At 43.2% G+C, this 15,768-nt stretch carries 17 protein-coding genes, 1 pseudogene and 1 other annotated feature; of the genes and pseudogenes, 16 read left to right on the forward strand and 2 right to left on the reverse strand.

Annotated elements, in window-relative coordinates:
- The first annotated feature begins 94 nt into the window (after positions 1-94).
- The 13 genes and pseudogenes from rsmD (at position 95) to trpB (ending at position 11,604) form a co-directional block, all read left to right on the forward strand.
- Positions 95-634 carry a 16S rRNA (guanine(966)-N(2))-methyltransferase RsmD gene (gene rsmD / locus RIN70_RS03065; protein ID WP_070465380.1) on the forward strand — a complete coding sequence of 180 codons (540 nt, stop codon included), beginning with the start codon at positions 95-97 and terminating at the stop codon, positions 632-634.
- A complete protein-coding gene (gene coaD / locus RIN70_RS03070; RefSeq protein WP_195623305.1) occupies positions 624-1,112 on the forward strand; it encodes a pantetheine-phosphate adenylyltransferase in 489 nt (162 codons plus the stop codon). The genes rsmD and coaD overlap by 11 nt, the downstream gene beginning before the upstream one ends.
- Positions 1,096-2,178 (forward strand): SepM family pheromone-processing serine protease, encoded by a 1,083-nt coding sequence (locus RIN70_RS03075; RefSeq protein WP_195623304.1) that lies wholly within the window; start codon positions 1,096-1,098, stop codon positions 2,176-2,178. The genes coaD and RIN70_RS03075 overlap by 17 nt, the downstream gene beginning before the upstream one ends.
- A 162-nt stretch (positions 2,179-2,340) precedes the next feature.
- Positions 2,341-3,051 carry a thiol-disulfide oxidoreductase-associated membrane protein CcdA2 gene (ccdA2, locus tag RIN70_RS03080; RefSeq protein WP_272144643.1) on the forward strand — a complete coding sequence of 237 codons (711 nt, stop codon included), beginning with the start codon at positions 2,341-2,343 and terminating at the stop codon, positions 3,049-3,051.
- A gap of 26 nt (positions 3,052-3,077) precedes the next feature.
- Positions 3,078-3,408, forward strand: a pseudogene (locus RIN70_RS03085) (hypothetical protein).
- A gap of 56 nt (positions 3,409-3,464) precedes the next feature.
- The gene (locus RIN70_RS03090) at positions 3,465-4,025 is read left to right on the forward strand and encodes a redoxin family protein (RefSeq protein WP_272144710.1); all 561 of its coding nucleotides are present in this window, start codon (positions 3,465-3,467) and stop codon (positions 4,023-4,025) included.
- A gap of 11 nt (positions 4,026-4,036) precedes the next feature.
- On the forward strand, positions 4,037-5,158 hold the full coding sequence (gene msrB, locus RIN70_RS03095) for a peptide-methionine (R)-S-oxide reductase MsrB (protein WP_272144645.1): 1,122 nt from the start codon (positions 4,037-4,039) through the stop codon (positions 5,156-5,158).
- Between the two features lie 58 nt (positions 5,159-5,216).
- Positions 5,217-5,951 (forward strand): response regulator transcription factor, encoded by a 735-nt coding sequence (locus tag RIN70_RS03100; protein WP_272144712.1) that lies wholly within the window; start codon positions 5,217-5,219, stop codon positions 5,949-5,951.
- A complete protein-coding gene (locus RIN70_RS03105; protein WP_313790663.1) occupies positions 5,948-7,660 on the forward strand; it encodes a cache domain-containing sensor histidine kinase in 1,713 nt (570 codons plus the stop codon). Before RIN70_RS03100 ends, RIN70_RS03105 begins: the two co-directional genes overlap by 4 nt.
- A gap of 147 nt (positions 7,661-7,807) precedes the next feature.
- On the forward strand, positions 7,808-8,383 hold the full coding sequence (locus RIN70_RS03110; RefSeq protein ID WP_049474406.1) for a YutD family protein: 576 nt from the start codon (positions 7,808-7,810) through the stop codon (positions 8,381-8,383).
- Positions 8,384-8,389: 6 nt separating this feature from the next.
- Complete coding sequence (gene rlmN / locus RIN70_RS03115) at positions 8,390-9,478, forward strand: dual-specificity RNA methyltransferase RlmN (RefSeq protein WP_003005918.1); 1,089 nt, start codon at positions 8,390-8,392, stop codon at positions 9,476-9,478.
- Positions 9,465-9,992, forward strand: coding sequence for a VanZ family protein (locus RIN70_RS03120; protein ID WP_272144714.1), 528 nt, complete (start codon positions 9,465-9,467; stop codon positions 9,990-9,992). Before rlmN ends, RIN70_RS03120 begins: the two co-directional genes overlap by 14 nt.
- A gap of 67 nt (positions 9,993-10,059) precedes the next feature.
- Positions 10,060-10,295 (forward strand) — a binding site (T-box leader).
- A gap of 121 nt (positions 10,296-10,416) precedes the next feature.
- The gene (gene trpB / locus RIN70_RS03125; RefSeq protein ID WP_272144650.1) at positions 10,417-11,604 is read left to right on the forward strand and encodes a tryptophan synthase subunit beta; all 1,188 of its coding nucleotides are present in this window, start codon (positions 10,417-10,419) and stop codon (positions 11,602-11,604) included.
- Positions 11,605-11,611: 7 nt separating this feature from the next.
- Here trpB and RIN70_RS03130 read toward each other — a convergent pair whose 3' ends face one another.
- Complete coding sequence (locus tag RIN70_RS03130) at positions 11,612-12,271, reverse strand: prepilin peptidase (RefSeq protein WP_195623300.1); 660 nt, start codon at positions 12,269-12,271, stop codon at positions 11,612-11,614.
- A gap of 87 nt (positions 12,272-12,358) precedes the next feature.
- Here RIN70_RS03130 and RIN70_RS03135 point away from each other — a divergent pair, with 87 nt between their 5' ends.
- Both RIN70_RS03135 and RIN70_RS03140 read left to right on the forward strand, forming a co-directional pair.
- A complete protein-coding gene (locus RIN70_RS03135) occupies positions 12,359-12,577 on the forward strand; it encodes a YqgQ family protein (RefSeq protein WP_003017930.1) in 219 nt (72 codons plus the stop codon).
- Positions 12,577-12,960 (forward strand): rhodanese-like domain-containing protein, encoded by a 384-nt coding sequence (locus tag RIN70_RS03140; protein WP_045759160.1) that lies wholly within the window; start codon positions 12,577-12,579, stop codon positions 12,958-12,960. The genes RIN70_RS03135 and RIN70_RS03140 overlap by 1 nt, the downstream gene beginning before the upstream one ends.
- A gap of 43 nt (positions 12,961-13,003) precedes the next feature.
- On the opposite strand, the gene RIN70_RS03145 is transcribed toward RIN70_RS03140, so the two are convergent.
- Positions 13,004-13,729 carry a 16S rRNA pseudouridine(516) synthase gene (locus tag RIN70_RS03145; protein WP_037607786.1) on the reverse strand — a complete coding sequence of 242 codons (726 nt, stop codon included), beginning with the start codon at positions 13,727-13,729 and terminating at the stop codon, positions 13,004-13,006.
- Between the two features lie 178 nt (positions 13,730-13,907).
- On the opposite strand from RIN70_RS03145, the gene typA reads away from it, so the two are divergent.
- The gene (typA, locus tag RIN70_RS03150; RefSeq protein WP_003005937.1) at positions 13,908-15,755 is read left to right on the forward strand and encodes a translational GTPase TypA; all 1,848 of its coding nucleotides are present in this window, start codon (positions 13,908-13,910) and stop codon (positions 15,753-15,755) included.
- The last annotated feature ends 13 nt before the right edge of the window (positions 15,756-15,768 follow it).

Here is a 15,768-nt window from a genome sequence, read left to right on the forward strand (position 1 = left end):
GATGAAAGAGTCGAGCAGAGAGCTCGGCTCTTTTAATTGTCGCTTAACCATATCAAATCGCAATTTTCTGATTTTTTTTGGTATAATGGTCCCTATGAAAATAGTATCTGGAACTTATGGGGGACGTCCCCTCAAAACACTTGAAGGAAAAACAACCAGGCCGACTTCTGATAAGGTCAGAGGGGCCATGTTCAATATGATTGGTCCTTACTTTGATGGTGGAAGAGTACTAGATCTCTATGCTGGAAGCGGTGGCCTCTCTATTGAGGCAGTCTCTCGAGGCATGTCAGAGGCGGTTCTAGTGGAAAGAGATCGTCGAGCGCAGGAGATTGTGGCAGCTAATATTGCTATGACCAAGGAAAAGGAACGGTTTCAACTACTAAAAATGGAGGCCAAGCAAGCCTTGGGGCTTCTAACGGGCACCTTTGATCTGGTTTTCTTAGACCCGCCTTATGCCAAGGAAGAGATTGTCCGCGATATCGAAACCTTGTGCGAGCGCCATCTCTTATCAGAAAACATCATGATTGTGTGCGAAACAGATAAACATGTAGAACTTCCTGAGGAAATCGGACAGGTGGGAATTTGGAAAGAAAAAATCTATGGAATTAGTAAGGTAACAGTATATGTCAGATAGAACTGGATTGTTTACAGGATCGTTTGATCCGATTACCATTGGGCATGTGCAATTGATCGAGCGGGCGAGCCGCTTGTTTGACCGTGTCTATGTCGGAATTTTTTATAATCCGGAAAAAGTCGGACTCTTTTCCATTGAGCAGCGCGTGCGCATGGTGGAAGGGGCCTTGGCTCATTTGGAAAATATTGAAATTGTGACGTCGACCCAAGAGTTGGCTGTGACAGTGGCACGTAATCTTGGTGTGGTGACCTTGATCCGGGGATTGCGCAATGCACAGGATCTGGTTTACGAAGCCAATATGGATTATTTTAACCACCAGTTGGCACCTGAATTGGAGACTATTTATCTCTATGCCCAGCCTCCTTACCAGGCCATTAGTTCCACCCGTATTCGAGAGTTGCTGGCTTTTCAGCAGGATATCTCACCGTATGTCCCAGAGAGTGTAATGGAGGAAATTAACGATGACACAAGCGAATAAACCAAGCTTGACCCCTAAAAAGAAAAAAGGACGGTTGAAAGAATACCGATGGCCGATTGCAGGAGTTCTTTTCTTGCTTCTCTTGCTAGCTGCTTTTGTGATTCGCCTTCCCTATTATATTGAAATGCCAGGAACGGCAGAAGATATTCGATCCGTCATGACAGTGGATGGAAAAGCGGATACCAAGTCAGGAACCTATGATTTTGTAACCGTAGCAGTGAAAGAGGCAACTCCGGCTGATTTGATCTATGCTTGGGCGACACCTTTTACAGATATCTACTCTGCCAAGGATATGACCGGTGGTAGTTCGAGCCAAGAATTCACGCGCATCAACCAATTCTATATGGAAACCTCGCAAAATATGGCCATCTACCAAGGATTGAAGACAGCTGGCAAAGAAACCCAGATGGACTTTCTAGGAGTCTATGTCATGCAGGTGGCAGATGACTCGACCTTTAAAGGAATCTTGAATATTGCGGATACTGTAACCGGGGTGAATGGTAAGACCTTTAAGAGCTCCAAAGAATTGATTGACTATGTTGGTTCTCAAAAAATTGGCGATCCCGTTTCGGTGACCTACATTGAGGATGGACAAACCAAGACTGCGGATGGGAAGATCATCAAATTGACCAATGGGAAAAACGGAATTGGGATTAGCCTGATCGACCGGACTGAAGCCAAAGGCGATGTTCCTGTCCAATTTGCGACCCAAGGGATTGGTGGACCAAGTGCCGGTATGATGTTTAGCCTAGCCATCTACACTCAAGTGGCGGATCCAGATCTTCGTCAGGGACGCCATATTGCAGGGACAGGAACCATTAACCAAGATGGAACGGTTGGCGACATCGGTGGGATTGACAAGAAAGTCGTCGCAGCCGATAAAGAAGGAGCAGAAATTTTCTTTGCCCCTAATAACCCTGTTTCCAAAGAAGAAAAGAAGGCCAATCCCAAGGCCAAATCAAACTATGAAACAGCTAAAGAAGCAGCGAAACAAATTCATTCGAAGATGAAAATTGTCCCCGTCAAAACCCTTCAAGACGCTATTGATTATTTGAAGAAGAATTAGAAGTATCTTGTTAGATCAGTCTCGTACTTGAAAGTACGAGGTAGAGTTGGCAGATAGGAAGATTCACCTTCTAATCAAATTCAAGTTTTTGCTTATCAATCTCTCTATTTTTAGAGGGATTTTTTCTTTATACTGGTATCAGAAAGAAAGGGAGGTAGTGAAATGATTCAAACCAGTTTGTTTTCCATTTCAGTATTCTTAGCGGGAGTTCTATCCTTTTTCTCCCCATGTATTTTGCCACTGATGCCAGTCTATGTAGGGATTCTATTGGATTCTGAGCATGAAAAAACGGTGCGTATTTTTGGAAGAGACATTTCTTGGTATGGCCTGGTGAAGACTCTTTGTTTTATCGCAGGTCTATCAACTGTTTTCCTGATTCTAGGATACGGTGCAGGGGCCCTTGGCCAGGTATTGTATGCTCCATGGTTTCGCTATCTGCTAGGAGGGATTGTGATCCTATTAGGGATTCACCAAATGGACGTGATCAATCTGAGACAACTCCAAAAGCAAAAGACCATCCAACTCAAAAAGAATCGGGAGCGCAATGAATTCTTCAATGTTTTTCTGATAGGTGTCACCTTCAGTTTTGGTTGGACCCCTTGTGTCGGACCAGTTTTGAGCTCTGTTTTAGCCATTGCAGCTTCTGGAGGAGATGGTGCATTGCAAGGCGCTCTCCTGATGATGGTCTATACATTAGGTTTGGCTCTGCCTTTCTTGCTTTTGGCCTTGGCTTCTAGCTGGGTTCTACAACATTTTGCTAAACTCAAGCCCCATATGGGAACCTTGAAAAAAATTGGTGGTGCCCTCATCATCTTGATGGGCATCTTGCTGATGCTAGGAAATCTTAATAGCCTCGCATCCCTGTTTCACTAATCTTAAGGGATTAAAGGAGAAAAATCATGAAAAAAATTCTTACACTTACCATTGCTACGCTTAGCCTTGTCACTTTAGCAGCTTGTTCTGGTCAAAAATCGGATTCAGATATGAAAAAAATGGACGATAGACGATAGTAGTATGATGAAGAAGGAAGATATGAAGAAGGATGACATGAAGGATTCATCCATGTCCGATGATAAAATGAAAAAAGAAGACATGAAAGATTCATCTATGATGTCTGACGGCAGTTCTGAAATGAAGGACGATATGAAAAAAGATGAGATGAAATCTAGCGATTCAGAAATGAAAGACGAAAAGAGTGGATCATCTGATATGAAATCAGACAAGGAATGAAAGAAGGGAGAGGTCATCTGAGGATGACTTTCTCCTTGTTTAAAGAGGTAATAATGATGAAGAAATTAGCTTTAGTAGCTGCAGGAATCTTGTGTACGGGACTTTTGGGGGCTTGCTCGAGTCAAGGAATGGCTACTTCCAATAAGGACATGAGCCAACAAACAGCCAAAGCTGGGGCTAGGCAACCATCTGGCAAGAAAGTGAAGGAGTTTAACCTGCAAGGAGTAGACGGTAAGGCCTACCGCTTATCCGATTACAAGGGAAAGAAAGTTTACCTCAAATTTTGGGCTTCCTGGTGCTCAATCTGTCTTTCAACATTAGGCGACACAAATGATTTAGCAAAGGCAGAGGAGGGTAAGGATTATGTGGTCTTATCCGTTGTAGCTCCAACCTTTAATGGTGAAAAATCGGAAGCAGATTTCAAAAACTGGTACCAGTCTTTGGATTACAAGGATTTCCCGGTCTTGCTAGATAGTAAAGGGGAACTGCTAAAAGAGTATGGGATTCGTTCATATCCATCGGCGCTCTTTATCAATAGTGATGGGACTTTAGCAAAGAGCCAGATTGGCTATATGAATAAAGAGGATATCCTCAAGACCCTAGAGAACATGCAGTAAGGAGATAGACAATGGAAACAAAGTGGAAAGTGTTTGCTATCCTTCTCGTTGGCTTACTATTCATTGGTTTCTTTTTCTTTAGTAAGGGATCAAACGGAATGGATCAATCAGAAACAAGCACTGAGATGATTAAAAAAGCATCGATGAGTCAGACTCCAGTAGCCAAAAGGGAAACAAATGAAACGGTTGATCCAAAGGATCAGCGTGAAATTTATTTGGCTGGTGGTTGCTTCTGGGGCGTAGAGGAATATTTCTCCCGTGTTCCAGGTGTGATTGATGCTGTATCAGGCTATGCCAATGGAAAGGGAGAAACGACCAAGTATGAATTGGTCCCTCAAACAGGGCATGCCGAAACAGTTCACATCACTTACAATGTCAAGAAGGTATCTCTGAAAGAATTGCTCCTGCATTATTTCCGGATTATCGACCCAACGTCGAAGAATCGACAAGGAAATGATCAAGGAACACAATACCGAACAGGTGTCTATTATGTCTCTCAAGAAGACCTTCCAACTATTAACCAAGTCTTTGAAGAGGTAGCAAAAAAATACGACAAACCGTTAGCGGTGGAAAAAGAGCCACTGACTAATTTCATCAAGGCTGAGGACTACCACCAGGATTATCTAAAGAAACATCCGAATGGGTACTGCCATATCGATGTCAATCAGGCTTCTTATCCTGTTATTGATGCTAGTCGCTACTCTAAGCCAAGCGATGAGGAAATCAAAAAGAAGTTATCTCCTGAAGAGTATGCGGTGACACAAAAAAATGATACCGAACGGGCCTTCTCCAATCGTTACTGGGATCAGTTTGATGCCGGTATTTATGTAGATGTCGTGACTGGTGAGCCCCTCTTCTCCTCTAAGGATAAATTTGATTCTGGTTGTGGTTGGCCAAGTTTCAGTCGTCCTATTAGTCCTGATGTGGCCATCTATAAGGAGGATAAGAGTTTCAATATGACTCGGACAGAAGTTCGGAGCCGTGTAGGAAATTCTCATCTGGGCCATGTTTTTACCGATGGTCCCAAGGAAAAAGGCGGTCTTCGCTATTGCATCAATAGTTTGTCTATTACCTTCATTCCCAAAGCAGAAATGAAAGAAAAGGGCTACGGTTATTTATTAGACTATGTCTGAGACATTTGGAACTACAATTTGCTATAATAAGCATAGCAAAGACAAGTAGGTGAAAGACATGTATGCGATCATGATTGTGGAAGATGAAGAGCTTATCCGGCAGGGTCTGACTTCCTTAGTTGACTATGAACAGTTTGGAATGACTGTCATCAACCAGGCAGAAAATGGCCGTGAGGCCTGGGAGAAGTTTCAAGAGCAACCAGCCGATATCCTTCTAACCGATATCAATATGCCACAAATGAATGGCTTGGATCTGGCCCATCTCGTCAAAGAGCAGTCTCCGTCTTGTCATATCATTTTTTTGACCGGTTATGATGACTTTGAGTTTGCGAGGAAAGCCATCAAGTTAGGTGCAGATGATTATTTGCTGAAGCCTTTTTCAAAAGATGATATTGAAGAGATGTTAGCAAAGGTGAAGGGAAAACTCGATCAAGAGCGAAAAAAGGCGCAAGTCGAAGATTTGGTCAGTCATGGTTATTCGACTGACTTGGAAGAAGCCATTCATGCTCGTTTAGCAGATTCCCAGTTAACCCTGAAGGATTTGGCCTATCAACTTGGTTTCAGTCCCTCGTATCTAAGTGTATTGATCAAGAAAAAATTGGGACTCCCCTTCCAAGAATACCTCATCCAAGAGCGAATGAAGAAGGCTCGCCTCTTGCTTCTCACGACAGACTTAAAGATTTATGAGATCGCCGATCAGGTTGGTTTTGAAGATATGAACTATTTTTCTCAACGCTTTAAGCAGGTTGTTGGGGTGACACCAAGGCAGTACAAAAAAGGAGAGTATGAATGAAACGATATCCCTTGCTGATCCAGCTGGTCCTCTACTTTTTTCTCTTCATTCTCTTGCTGTTTGGTCTTATCGGTAGCCTTTACTATCAAACGAGTTCAGGGACGATCCGCCAGCAAACAGAGCGGACGACAAGAAATAGTATCGATCAAAGCAGTCAGTTTATCACCTCCTATCTAAAAAAATTAAAGCAGACCACGACGGTTCTTAGCCAGGAACAGGCTGTTCGCCAATTTGCCCAAGACAAGAGTGCGAATCAAGAAACAGTTCAGCACTTGATGCGAACGATGATTGAAACAGATCCGGACTTGGTCTCAGCGGTCTTGGTGACCAAGGATGGACGTCTGGTAGCGACAGATTCCAAAATCAGTATGCAGACTTCCTCAGATATGATGAATGAAAGCTGGTATCAGGAGGCGATTAAGGAAAGAGCCATGCCAGTTTTGACGCCAGCTCGAAAGGAATCCTTGACTTCGGAAAAAGAAAAATGGGTGGTTTCTATTACCCAAGAAGTGGTCGATCAGACTGGTCAAAATCTCGGAGTAGTACGCTTGGATATTGGCTATGATAGCCTTCAGGCTTACTTGGATCACCTTCAACTAGGGAAACAAGGCTTTAGTTTTATCATTAATCAAAAGCATGAGTTTGTCTACCATCCTAAAAAGGCGGTCTATTCCTCCAGCCAAGAAATGCAGGCCATGCAGCCCTATATTGCTGTGACAGATGGTTATGCAAAAGGAGGGCAGAATTTTATCTATCAGGTTCCAATTCCAGATAGTGATTGGACCTTGATTGGAGTGGCTTCGCTTGAAGGACTTCAGATGCTTCAGTCGCAGCTTCTTTACTCTTTCATTGGCCTAGGATTACTAGCTTTGATCATGTGTTTAATAGGGATTGGCTTTGTTCTGCGTTTGTGGATCAAACCCTTACGAGACCTTCAAACCATCATTTTGAGGATTGGAGCAGGAGATGCTCACGTGAGAGCTGCAGCCAAAGGATCTCCAGAATTAGTGGACCTCGCTCAAGCTTTTAATGCCATGTTGGACCAAATCGATCACCTTATGCAACAGGTCAAGGAAGAGGAACAGAACGCACGGCGGTACGAGTTGCGGGCACTTTCTGCTCAGATAAATCCGCATTTCCTCTACAATACCTTGGATACGATTGTCTGGATGGCAGAGTTTAATGATAGTCAGCGCGTGGTCGACATCACTAAGTCTCTGGCTCAATATTTTCGACTGGCTCTCAACCAAGGCCAGGAGCAAATCCTACTGAGAGATGAAATTGACCATGTCCGCCAATATCTTTTCATTCAGAAGCAACGTTATGGTGAAAAGCTCAACTATGAAATTCTAGAAGATGAACGGTTGGGCGACTATCAGCTCCCCAAATTAGTGCTTCAACCCTTAGTGGAAAATGCGATTTACCATGGCATTAAAGAGATCGATCGGCCAGGTCTCATTCGAGTGACAACTGAAGTCAGTGGAGACTACGCCTGCGTATCGATTTTTGACAATGGACGAGGCTTTGACCGATCAGGATCAACAGACCAAACCCTTCTTCGTTTAGGAGGTGTTGGCTTGAAAAATGTGGACCAACGATTGCATCTTCAATTTGGCGAAGCCTATCATATGGAGATTGATTCTAAGGCAAATAGCTATACAAAAATCACTCTTTATTTGCCCCTTTCATCATCTGATGAACATGTATAGAGACAAAGATTGCCTTCTTTGTCTCTTTTTCCTTTTAGAAACTTTCAATGTTGAATTTCAACTCTTTTCTAGTCAAATCTGACGCAAGTCATCAAATTTATGATAAAATAAAGTGTTACAGTAAATAGATTTTGATGAAGGAACACTATGCGAAAAGAGATTGACCCTGAATTATATAATTACAATAAATTTCCTGGACCTGTGTTTCGTCAGGTAGGAGACCAGATCCTTTCAGAAAACCTCTCCTTTGAGTTGTTAAAAAATGAGAAGGAAGCTTTTGATGCGACTGTTTTTGGTCAGCGATTTTCTGAGATTTTAACCAAGTTTGATTACATTGTTGGTGATTGGAGCAATGAGCAGTTGCGCTTGCGTGGCTTTTATAAGGAAGAGCGCGATGTTGCAACGATGGATAAATTAAGTCGCTTAGACGATTATTTGTTAGAATATTGTAGCTATGGTTGTGCTTATTTTGTCCTTGAAAATAAGGAGCCCCATCGTGCTTCTTTTGATAAGAAATCACCGGTCAAAAAAGCTCAATCAGAAGAAAGAGAGCCGAAGAAGCGTTCGCGCAATCGCAAACAAAAAGATCGTTTCCAAAAACGAGAACGCGACAAGGGACAGTCAGCCAATAACTCGAAAAAAACAAGACCGTCTGCTGAGACCAAAAAAACAACGAAGACAGACAACAAACGTCATTTTGTGATTCGACAAAAAGAGGAGTAAGAAAGAATGAAACCATCCATTTATAGTTTAACACGCCAAGATATGATTGATTGGGCGGAAGAAAACGGGGAAAAGAAATTCCGTGCAGCACAAATCTGGGAATGGCTCTATCGCAAACGCGTCCAGTCCTTCGAAGAAATGACCAATCTTTCTAAGGACTTGATTGCGAAGTTAAATGATCAATTTGTCGTCAACCCACTTAAGCAACGGATCGTGCAAGAGTCAGCAGACGGGACGGTCAAGTACCTCTTTGAATTGCCAGACGGCATGTTGATTGAAACTGTCTTGATGCGTCAGCACTATGGATTATCTGTCTGTGTAACGACTCAAGTAGGATGCAATATCGGTTGTACCTTCTGTGCTTCTGGTTTGATCAAAAAACAACGCGATTTGAACAATGGTGAAATCGTGTCTCAAATCATGTTGGTCCAAAAATACTTTGACGAACGTGGCCAAGATGAACGGGTCAGCCATATCGTTGTCATGGGGATCGGAGAACCATTTGACAACTATAACAATGTCTTGAAATTTATCCGGACGGTCAACGATGACAAGGGATTAGCGATTGGTGCTCGCCATATTACAGTGTCAACTTCTGGTTTGGCTCATAAAATTCGTGACTTTGCAAATGAAGGTGTGCAGGTCAATTTGGCAGTGTCCCTTCATGCTCCAAACAATGACTTGCGCTCTAGCATCATGAAGATCAACCGGGCCTTTCCAATTGAAAAATTGTTTGCGGCGATTGAATACTATATTGAGACTACGAACCGTCGGGTGACCTTTGAGTACATCATGCTCAATGAAGTCAATGATGGAGTCGAGCAAGCCTTAGAGTTGGCAGAATTGCTCAAGAATATCAAGAAATTGTCTTATGTCAACTTGATTCCTTACAATCCTGTCAGTGAGCATGACCAATATAGCCGGAGTCCAAAAGAACGGGTCATGGCCTTCTATGATACCTTGAAAAAACAAGGTGTTAACTGTGTAGTGCGTCAAGAGCACGGTACAGATATTGATGCAGCCTGTGGCCAATTGCGTTCAAATACCATGAAACGGGATCGGGAGAAAGCGATTGTTGAACATGCGCAACCTTAAACAAGGGCTGATCGATCATACAGAACTAACAAAAAGAGGAAGAAGGCTGTTACGGAGTGGCAGCTTCTTCTATTTTATCCTTTTGTGTCTAATGTGTTTTTTGCCCCAACAGCCAGAGCCGGGTATGGAAACACCGGGTATTCAACATTTCGGTCGCATCGTCGTCCTGCTGGTTCCTCTTAATTCGGTGATGAATCTTGGTCAGATCACCAGTGTCATCCAACTCATTAAGGTCATTCTCCAAAACATAGCCAATATCTTTTTGTTAAGCCCGCTGGTCTTTCAACTTCTCTGGCTATGGCCCTGGTTGAGGAGCCGCAAACGGGTCTTGTGCTTCGGCTTTGTCATGAGCTTGTGGATTGAATGCAGCCAAGTTCTGTTAGATCTCTTGTTTGATGCCAATCGTGTCTTTGAACTAGATGATTTGTGGACCAATACCTTAGGGGCTTATCTGGCTTATCTAGGCTTTCAGTATTGCAGAGCACGATTGCTAGCAAAAAATGGAGAAATGTAAAATCCGAACATTCTAGTGTCTTTTTGAAATTTTTGTTGACAAAGTCAGAAGCGGGAGCTATAATAGCTTCAAGACATCAGAAAAGTAGAGATTTTTCTCACTTCCAGGGAGCTTGTGGTGATTGCGAACAAGCAGTGGTGAATCTTGAAATGGGCTGATGCGTTTATGATGATGAATTTGAAACAATAAAAATTCGGTGAGCACACCTTATCGTGCACCCTGTTGTTAGACAGGTCAGAGATGTAGGAGAAAGAATAGCTTCCTACAATTGAGGTGGCACCGCGGTATCGAATCGTCCTCACACAGATTTTTCTGTGTGAGGTTTTTTGTATCTCAAAGGAAACCAGTGAGACTGCAGCTCAAAGGGCCCGCGAGAGAAAAAGATCATAAACAAGATTGAAGATATAGAAAAGAGGACACAATCATGACAGAAACAAAAGGCTATTTCGGACAATTTGGTGGATCTTTCGTACCAGAACCCATTCAAAACTTGCTCAATCAATTAGAGGAAACCTTTGAACAGTATAAAAATGATCCAGAATTTATCGCAGAATACAAACATTATTTGAAAGATTATTCTGGACGCGAAACACCACTCTACTTTGCGGAAAGTTTGACAGATCATTTAGGTGGGGCAAAAATTTATTTGAAGCGCGAAGACTTGAATCACCTAGGTTCGCATAAATTAAATAACGTCTTGGGGCAAATCCTCTTGGCTAAGCGCATGGGCAAAACGCGCGTGATTGCTGAAACAGGAGCCGGTCAACACGGTGTGGCTACAGCAGCTGCAGCAGCTAAGTTTGGCATGGCCTGTGATGTCTACATGGGGGCAGAAGACGTGGAACGCCAACGCTTGAATGTCTTCCGCATGGAAATGATGGGGGCAACCGTTCATGCGGTTGAAACCGGGACTAAGACCTTGAAAGATGCCGTTGATGCTGCGTTTGGAGCATGGATGGCGGATCTGGATGCCTTTTACGTTTTGGGTTCTGCTGTTGGCCCTCACCCTTACCCAACCATTGTGCATGAATTCCAAAAGGTGATCAGTGAAGAATCTAAACGTCAAATCTTGGAAAAAGAAGGCCGTTTGCCGGATTATGTGATTGCCTGTGTCGGTGGTGGCTCCAATGCCATCGGTGCCTTTTCTGAATATGTTGCAGAAGAGGAAGTCGGATTGATTGGGGTAGAAGCAGCTGGTCATGGCTTGGACACCGATCAACACGCAGCGACCATGACCAAAGGGACTATTGGTGTGGTTGATGGTATGAAGACTTATGCAGTCTTTGGCGAAGATGGAAAAGTAGCGCCAGTTTACTCGATCTCTGCTGGTTTGGACTACCCAGGGGTTGGCCCAGAGCATGCTTTCTTTAAAGATTCTGGTCGTGTCGAATATGTAGCAGCGACAGATGATGAAGCAGTAGAAGCTCTTCTTCTTCTCAGTAAGACAGAAGGGATCCTCCCAGCCATTGAAAGCTCACACGCGATTGCAGAAGCGGTCAAACGTGCTCCACAATTGGATAAAGACAAGATCATTATCATCAATGTTTCCGGACGTGGGGATAAGGACGTGGCTGCTATCGCCGATTATCTAGAAGCGAAGACTGCAAAATAAGAAGAATTTATCTGCAAAATATCGTATAAAGCAGTAAAGCGTGATAACTGAGAAAGAGACAGGGAACAAAGGGAATCCGGTCTCTTTCTTTTTTGAGAGCAAAGACGAGAATCCCTAAGAGGGATGCGATCTGAATGAGAAAGAGAATCTTGGTGGAAGAAAAGCTTAGCGAAAAGGTGGCGAGTAAGAGAAAATCTCCTGCTCCCATTCCGATAAAGAAAAAATGAGCTCCGATCGCAAGGAGTAAAAAGACCAGCATGAGGAGATTACTACCGGATAAAAAGAGGACCAGGGCATGAAGACAGCACCAGATGACCAAGGGGTATTCCATAAAGCGAAGGTCATAGATGGCTAAAACGGCTGCTCCCAGTAGTGTTAGAAGGTGAGGCAGAGAAAGAAAACCATTGGCACAGGCCAAAAAGAGCAGGCCACTCCAGACCTCAAAAAGGCAGTACCAAAATGGGTAGGGCTGATGACAATAGTGGCAGCGAAAACGATGGAGTAGTTGCGAGATAATGGGGATGAGATCCCAAACGCCAAGGACGTGCTGGCAGTGATCACAATGACTGCGAGGAGCGAGAATAGATTGGTTTGGGAAACGGTCGACAACGAGCCCCAAAAAAGAGGCGATACAAGTACCGATGGTAAAAAAATAAAAGTTGATCATACTTATTTATTCGTAAAGCAATCGAAAAATGTCATCATTTGCTTGAAAATCTTGTAAAGCCTTTCTAAATTTGATACAATAATGAACATGAAAAACCTGTATGATGTTCAACAATTTTTAAAACGTTTTGGAATCATCATTTACGTAGGGAAGCGCCTCTATGACATCGAATTGATGAAAATTGAGCTTCAACGTCTTTATGATGCAGGCCTGATGGAGCGGCTCGATTATTTAGAAGCCGATACCGTTTTAAGAAGAGAACACAAGCAAGAATTAGAATTTTTGAAAAAGAGTGAGGTAGAGTAATGGGAAATATCATTGTTTGGTTGGCTATTTTAGGAGTATTTGGATGGATGGCATTTAATTATTTCCGCATCCGTAAAGCTGCTAAATTTGTGGACAATGCTACTTTTGAAGAGCTGATTCGTCAAGGGCAGTTGATTGACTTGCGAGAGCCAGCTGAGTTTCATGCCAAGCATATTTTAGGAGCACGCAACATTCCTTCTACTCAGTTGAAATTGAGTCTTGCAGCCTTGCGCAAAGACAAACCAATTTTGCTCTATGAGAATAGCCGTAGTTCGCGTGTAACCAATGCGGCTCTCTTTCTCAAGAAAAAAGGTTATACAGACATTTATGTCTTGTCTTATGGTCTTGATTCTTGGAATGGGAAAGTGAAAAAAGACGCTTAATAAAAAGAGCTCTAACTGCAGCAAATGTGTGGTTAGAGCTTTTTTATCTTGTTTTTTCAAGGAAATCTTTGACCCATGTGAGCTCTACCTCATTCAAAGGCCGGCTTTCGCCAGGTGCTAACTGAGGATCCAAAGTGAAGGGACCAAAAGACAAGCGTTTTAAGGTCATTACTTTGACTCCGATGGCCAAAAACATCTTTTTCACTTGGTGGTATTTTCCTTCTGAGATTCGGACCTGGGCCTTGCTGTAGCTGGGGGTACTTTCTAGAATGGTCAAGGAGGCAGGCTTACAGATAGGGCCGTCCGTGAATGAAATCCCATTCTGAAATTGCTCGATGTGGGCTGCATAAAGCGGGCCATTGACTTCTACCTCATAGACCTTCTCCACATGGTATTGAGGATGGAGCAGTTGAAAGCCTAAGGGACCATTATCTGTGAGGAGGAGCAAACCACTGGTATCGCGATCGAGGCGACCAAGCGGATAGAGATCTGGGTACTCTTGCTGAGGGTCCACTAGATCGATCACCGTTGGATGGTGGGCGTCTCTTTTAGCGGTAACAGCCCCGATTGGTTTATGGAGCATGTAGTAGTGGTGACGCGGTTCTTGAATGATTCGTTCCCCGATTTGAATCTGTTGGAGTCCAGGGTCGATGTTTTGGGATAGCTTTTGAGCTGGTAGGTGATCGACCAAGATTTGCCTTCGGGCCAGAAGTTGTTTGATGTCTTTGCGAGTGTACTGATGGTTTGCCATCAATTGATCTAATCTCATGGAAGCCTCTTTTTCTGAAATTCTTATCATCAGTGTATCATGAAAAGAAAAGGAAATCGAGTCGGAGAAAAGAAATGAGGATGAAAACATTTACAACTAGCTGAACTGTGTTTTTTAGATAGGACTGTGGTATAATTGTTCAGTTAGAAATATTATTTAAAATTTTATAGAGGAAATCATGACAAAATTAAGAGAAGATATTCGTAACGTTGCGATCATTGCCCACGTTGACCATGGTAAAACAACCTTGGTAGACGAATTGTTGAAACAATCGCACACCTTGGATGAACGTAAAGAATTGCAAGAACGTGCAATGGACTCAAACGATCTTGAAAAAGAACGTGGGATCACGATCCTTGCTAAAAATACAGCCGTTGCTTATAACGGAACTCGAATCAATATCATGGACACACCAGGACACGCGGACTTTGGTGGAGAAGTGGAACGGATCATGAAAATGGTCGATGGGGTTGTACTGGTCGTAGATGCCTACGAGGGAACCATGCCTCAGACGCGTTTCGTATTGAAAAAAGCCTTGGAACAAGATCTTGTTCCGATCGTTGTTGTCAATAAAATCGATAAACCATCTGCTCGTCCAGAAGAAGTTGTAGACGAAGTTCTTGAACTGTTCATCGAATTAGGTGCGGATGATGACCAATTGGAATTCCCAGTTGTTTATGCATCAGCGATCAACGGAACCTCTTCACTTTCAGATGATCCAGCTGATCAAGAGCACACAATGGCACCGATCTTTGATACCATCATTGATCACATCCCAGCTCCAGTTGATAACTCAGATGAGCCTCTTCAATTCCAAGTATCCCTGCTTGATTACAACGACTTCGTTGGACGTATCGGTATCGGACGTGTCTTCCGTGGTACTGTAAAAGTTGGGGACCAAGTAACCCTTTCTAAATTGGATGGAACGACTAAGAACTTCCGTGTTACCAAACTCTTTGGTTTCTTTGGTTTAGAACGTCGTGAAATTCAAGAGGCTAAAGCGGGTGACTTGATTGCTATCTCTGGTATGGAAGATATCTTCGTTGGAGAAACCATCACACCGACAGACGCAGTTGAAGCTCTTCCAATCCTTCACATCGATGAGCCAACGCTTCAAATGACCTTCTTGGTCAACAACTCACCATTTGCTGGTCGCGAAGGGAAATGGGTAACCTCACGTAAAGTCGAAGAACGCTTGCAAGCGGAATTGCAAACAGACGTCTCTCTTCGTGTTGACCCAACTGACTCACCTGATAAATGGACAGTTTCAGGACGTGGGGAATTGCACTTGTCTATCTTGATCGAAACCATGCGTCGTGAAGGATACGAATTGCAAGTATCTCGTCCAGAAGTTATTATCAAGGAAATTGATGGTGTCCAATGTGAACCATTTGAGCGCGTGCAAATCGACACACCAGAAGAATACCAAGGATCTGTTATCCAAAGCCTTTCTGAACGTAAGGGTGAAATGTTGGATATGATCTCAACTGGTAACGGTCAAACTCGTTTGGTCTTCCTTGTTCCAGCGCGTGGTTTGATTGGATACTCAACAGAGTTCTTGTCAATGACACGTGGTTACGGAATCATGAACCACACCTTTGATCAATACTTGCCAGTGATTCCAGGAGAAATCGGTGGACGTCACCGTGGTGCTCTTGTTTCAATCGATAACGGAAAAGCAACCACTTACTCTATTATGTCTATCGAAGAACGTGGTACGATCTTTGTCAATCCAGGTACAGAAGTTTACGAAGGAATGATCATTGGTGAAAACTCTCGTGAGAACGACTTGACCGTAAACATTACGAAAGCAAAACAAATGACCAACGTTCGTTCCGCTACTAAGGACCAAACAGCGGTTATCAAGACTCCTCGTATCTTGACCTTGGAAGAATCTCTTGAGTTCTTGAACGACGATGAGTACATGGAAGTAACACCGGAATCTATCCGTTTGCGGAAACAAATCTTGAACAAAGCAGAACGCGAAAAAGCAAATAAAAAGAAAAAATCAGCAGCTGCTGAATAATATGGAGAGAAAG

This window comes from Streptococcus parasanguinis, from assembly GCF_032163505.1.
Lineage (GTDB): Bacteria > Bacillota > Bacilli > Lactobacillales > Streptococcaceae > Streptococcus > Streptococcus parasanguinis_V.

Excerpts from the sequence above, each read along its gene's own strand:
- RIN70_RS03100 (WP_272144712.1), top strand. The coding sequence starts at position 5,217 with ATGTATGCGATCATGATTGTGGAAGATGAAGAGCTTATCCGGCAGGGT.
- RIN70_RS03090 (WP_272144710.1), top strand. The coding sequence starts at position 3,465 with ATGAAGAAATTAGCTTTAGTAGCTGCAGGAATCTTGTGTACGGGACTT.
- typA (WP_003005937.1), top strand. The coding sequence starts at position 13,908 with ATGACAAAATTAAGAGAAGATATTCGTAACGTTGCGATCATTGCCCAC.
- RIN70_RS03140 (WP_045759160.1), top strand. The coding sequence starts at position 12,577 with ATGGGAAATATCATTGTTTGGTTGGCTATTTTAGGAGTATTTGGATGG.
- RIN70_RS03120 (WP_272144714.1), top strand. The coding sequence starts at position 9,465 with ATGCGCAACCTTAAACAAGGGCTGATCGATCATACAGAACTAACAAAA.
- msrB (WP_272144645.1), top strand. The coding sequence starts at position 4,037 with ATGGAAACAAAGTGGAAAGTGTTTGCTATCCTTCTCGTTGGCTTACTA.
- RIN70_RS03145 (WP_037607786.1), bottom strand. The coding sequence starts at position 13,729 with ATGAGATTAGATCAATTGATGGCAAACCATCAGTACACTCGCAAAGAC.
- RIN70_RS03075 (WP_195623304.1), top strand. The coding sequence starts at position 1,096 with ATGACACAAGCGAATAAACCAAGCTTGACCCCTAAAAAGAAAAAAGGA.
- ccdA2 (WP_272144643.1), top strand. The coding sequence starts at position 2,341 with ATGATTCAAACCAGTTTGTTTTCCATTTCAGTATTCTTAGCGGGAGTT.
- RIN70_RS03135 (WP_003017930.1), top strand. The coding sequence starts at position 12,359 with ATGAAAAACCTGTATGATGTTCAACAATTTTTAAAACGTTTTGGAATC.
- coaD (WP_195623305.1), top strand. The coding sequence starts at position 624 with ATGTCAGATAGAACTGGATTGTTTACAGGATCGTTTGATCCGATTACC.
- RIN70_RS03130 (WP_195623300.1), bottom strand. The coding sequence starts at position 12,271 with ATGATCAACTTTTATTTTTTTACCATCGGTACTTGTATCGCCTCTTTT.
- RIN70_RS03110 (WP_049474406.1), top strand. The coding sequence starts at position 7,808 with ATGCGAAAAGAGATTGACCCTGAATTATATAATTACAATAAATTTCCT.
- RIN70_RS03105 (WP_313790663.1), top strand. The coding sequence starts at position 5,948 with ATGAAACGATATCCCTTGCTGATCCAGCTGGTCCTCTACTTTTTTCTC.
- rsmD (WP_070465380.1), top strand. The coding sequence starts at position 95 with ATGAAAATAGTATCTGGAACTTATGGGGGACGTCCCCTCAAAACACTT.
- trpB (WP_272144650.1), top strand. The coding sequence starts at position 10,417 with ATGACAGAAACAAAAGGCTATTTCGGACAATTTGGTGGATCTTTCGTA.
- rlmN (WP_003005918.1), top strand. The coding sequence starts at position 8,390 with ATGAAACCATCCATTTATAGTTTAACACGCCAAGATATGATTGATTGG.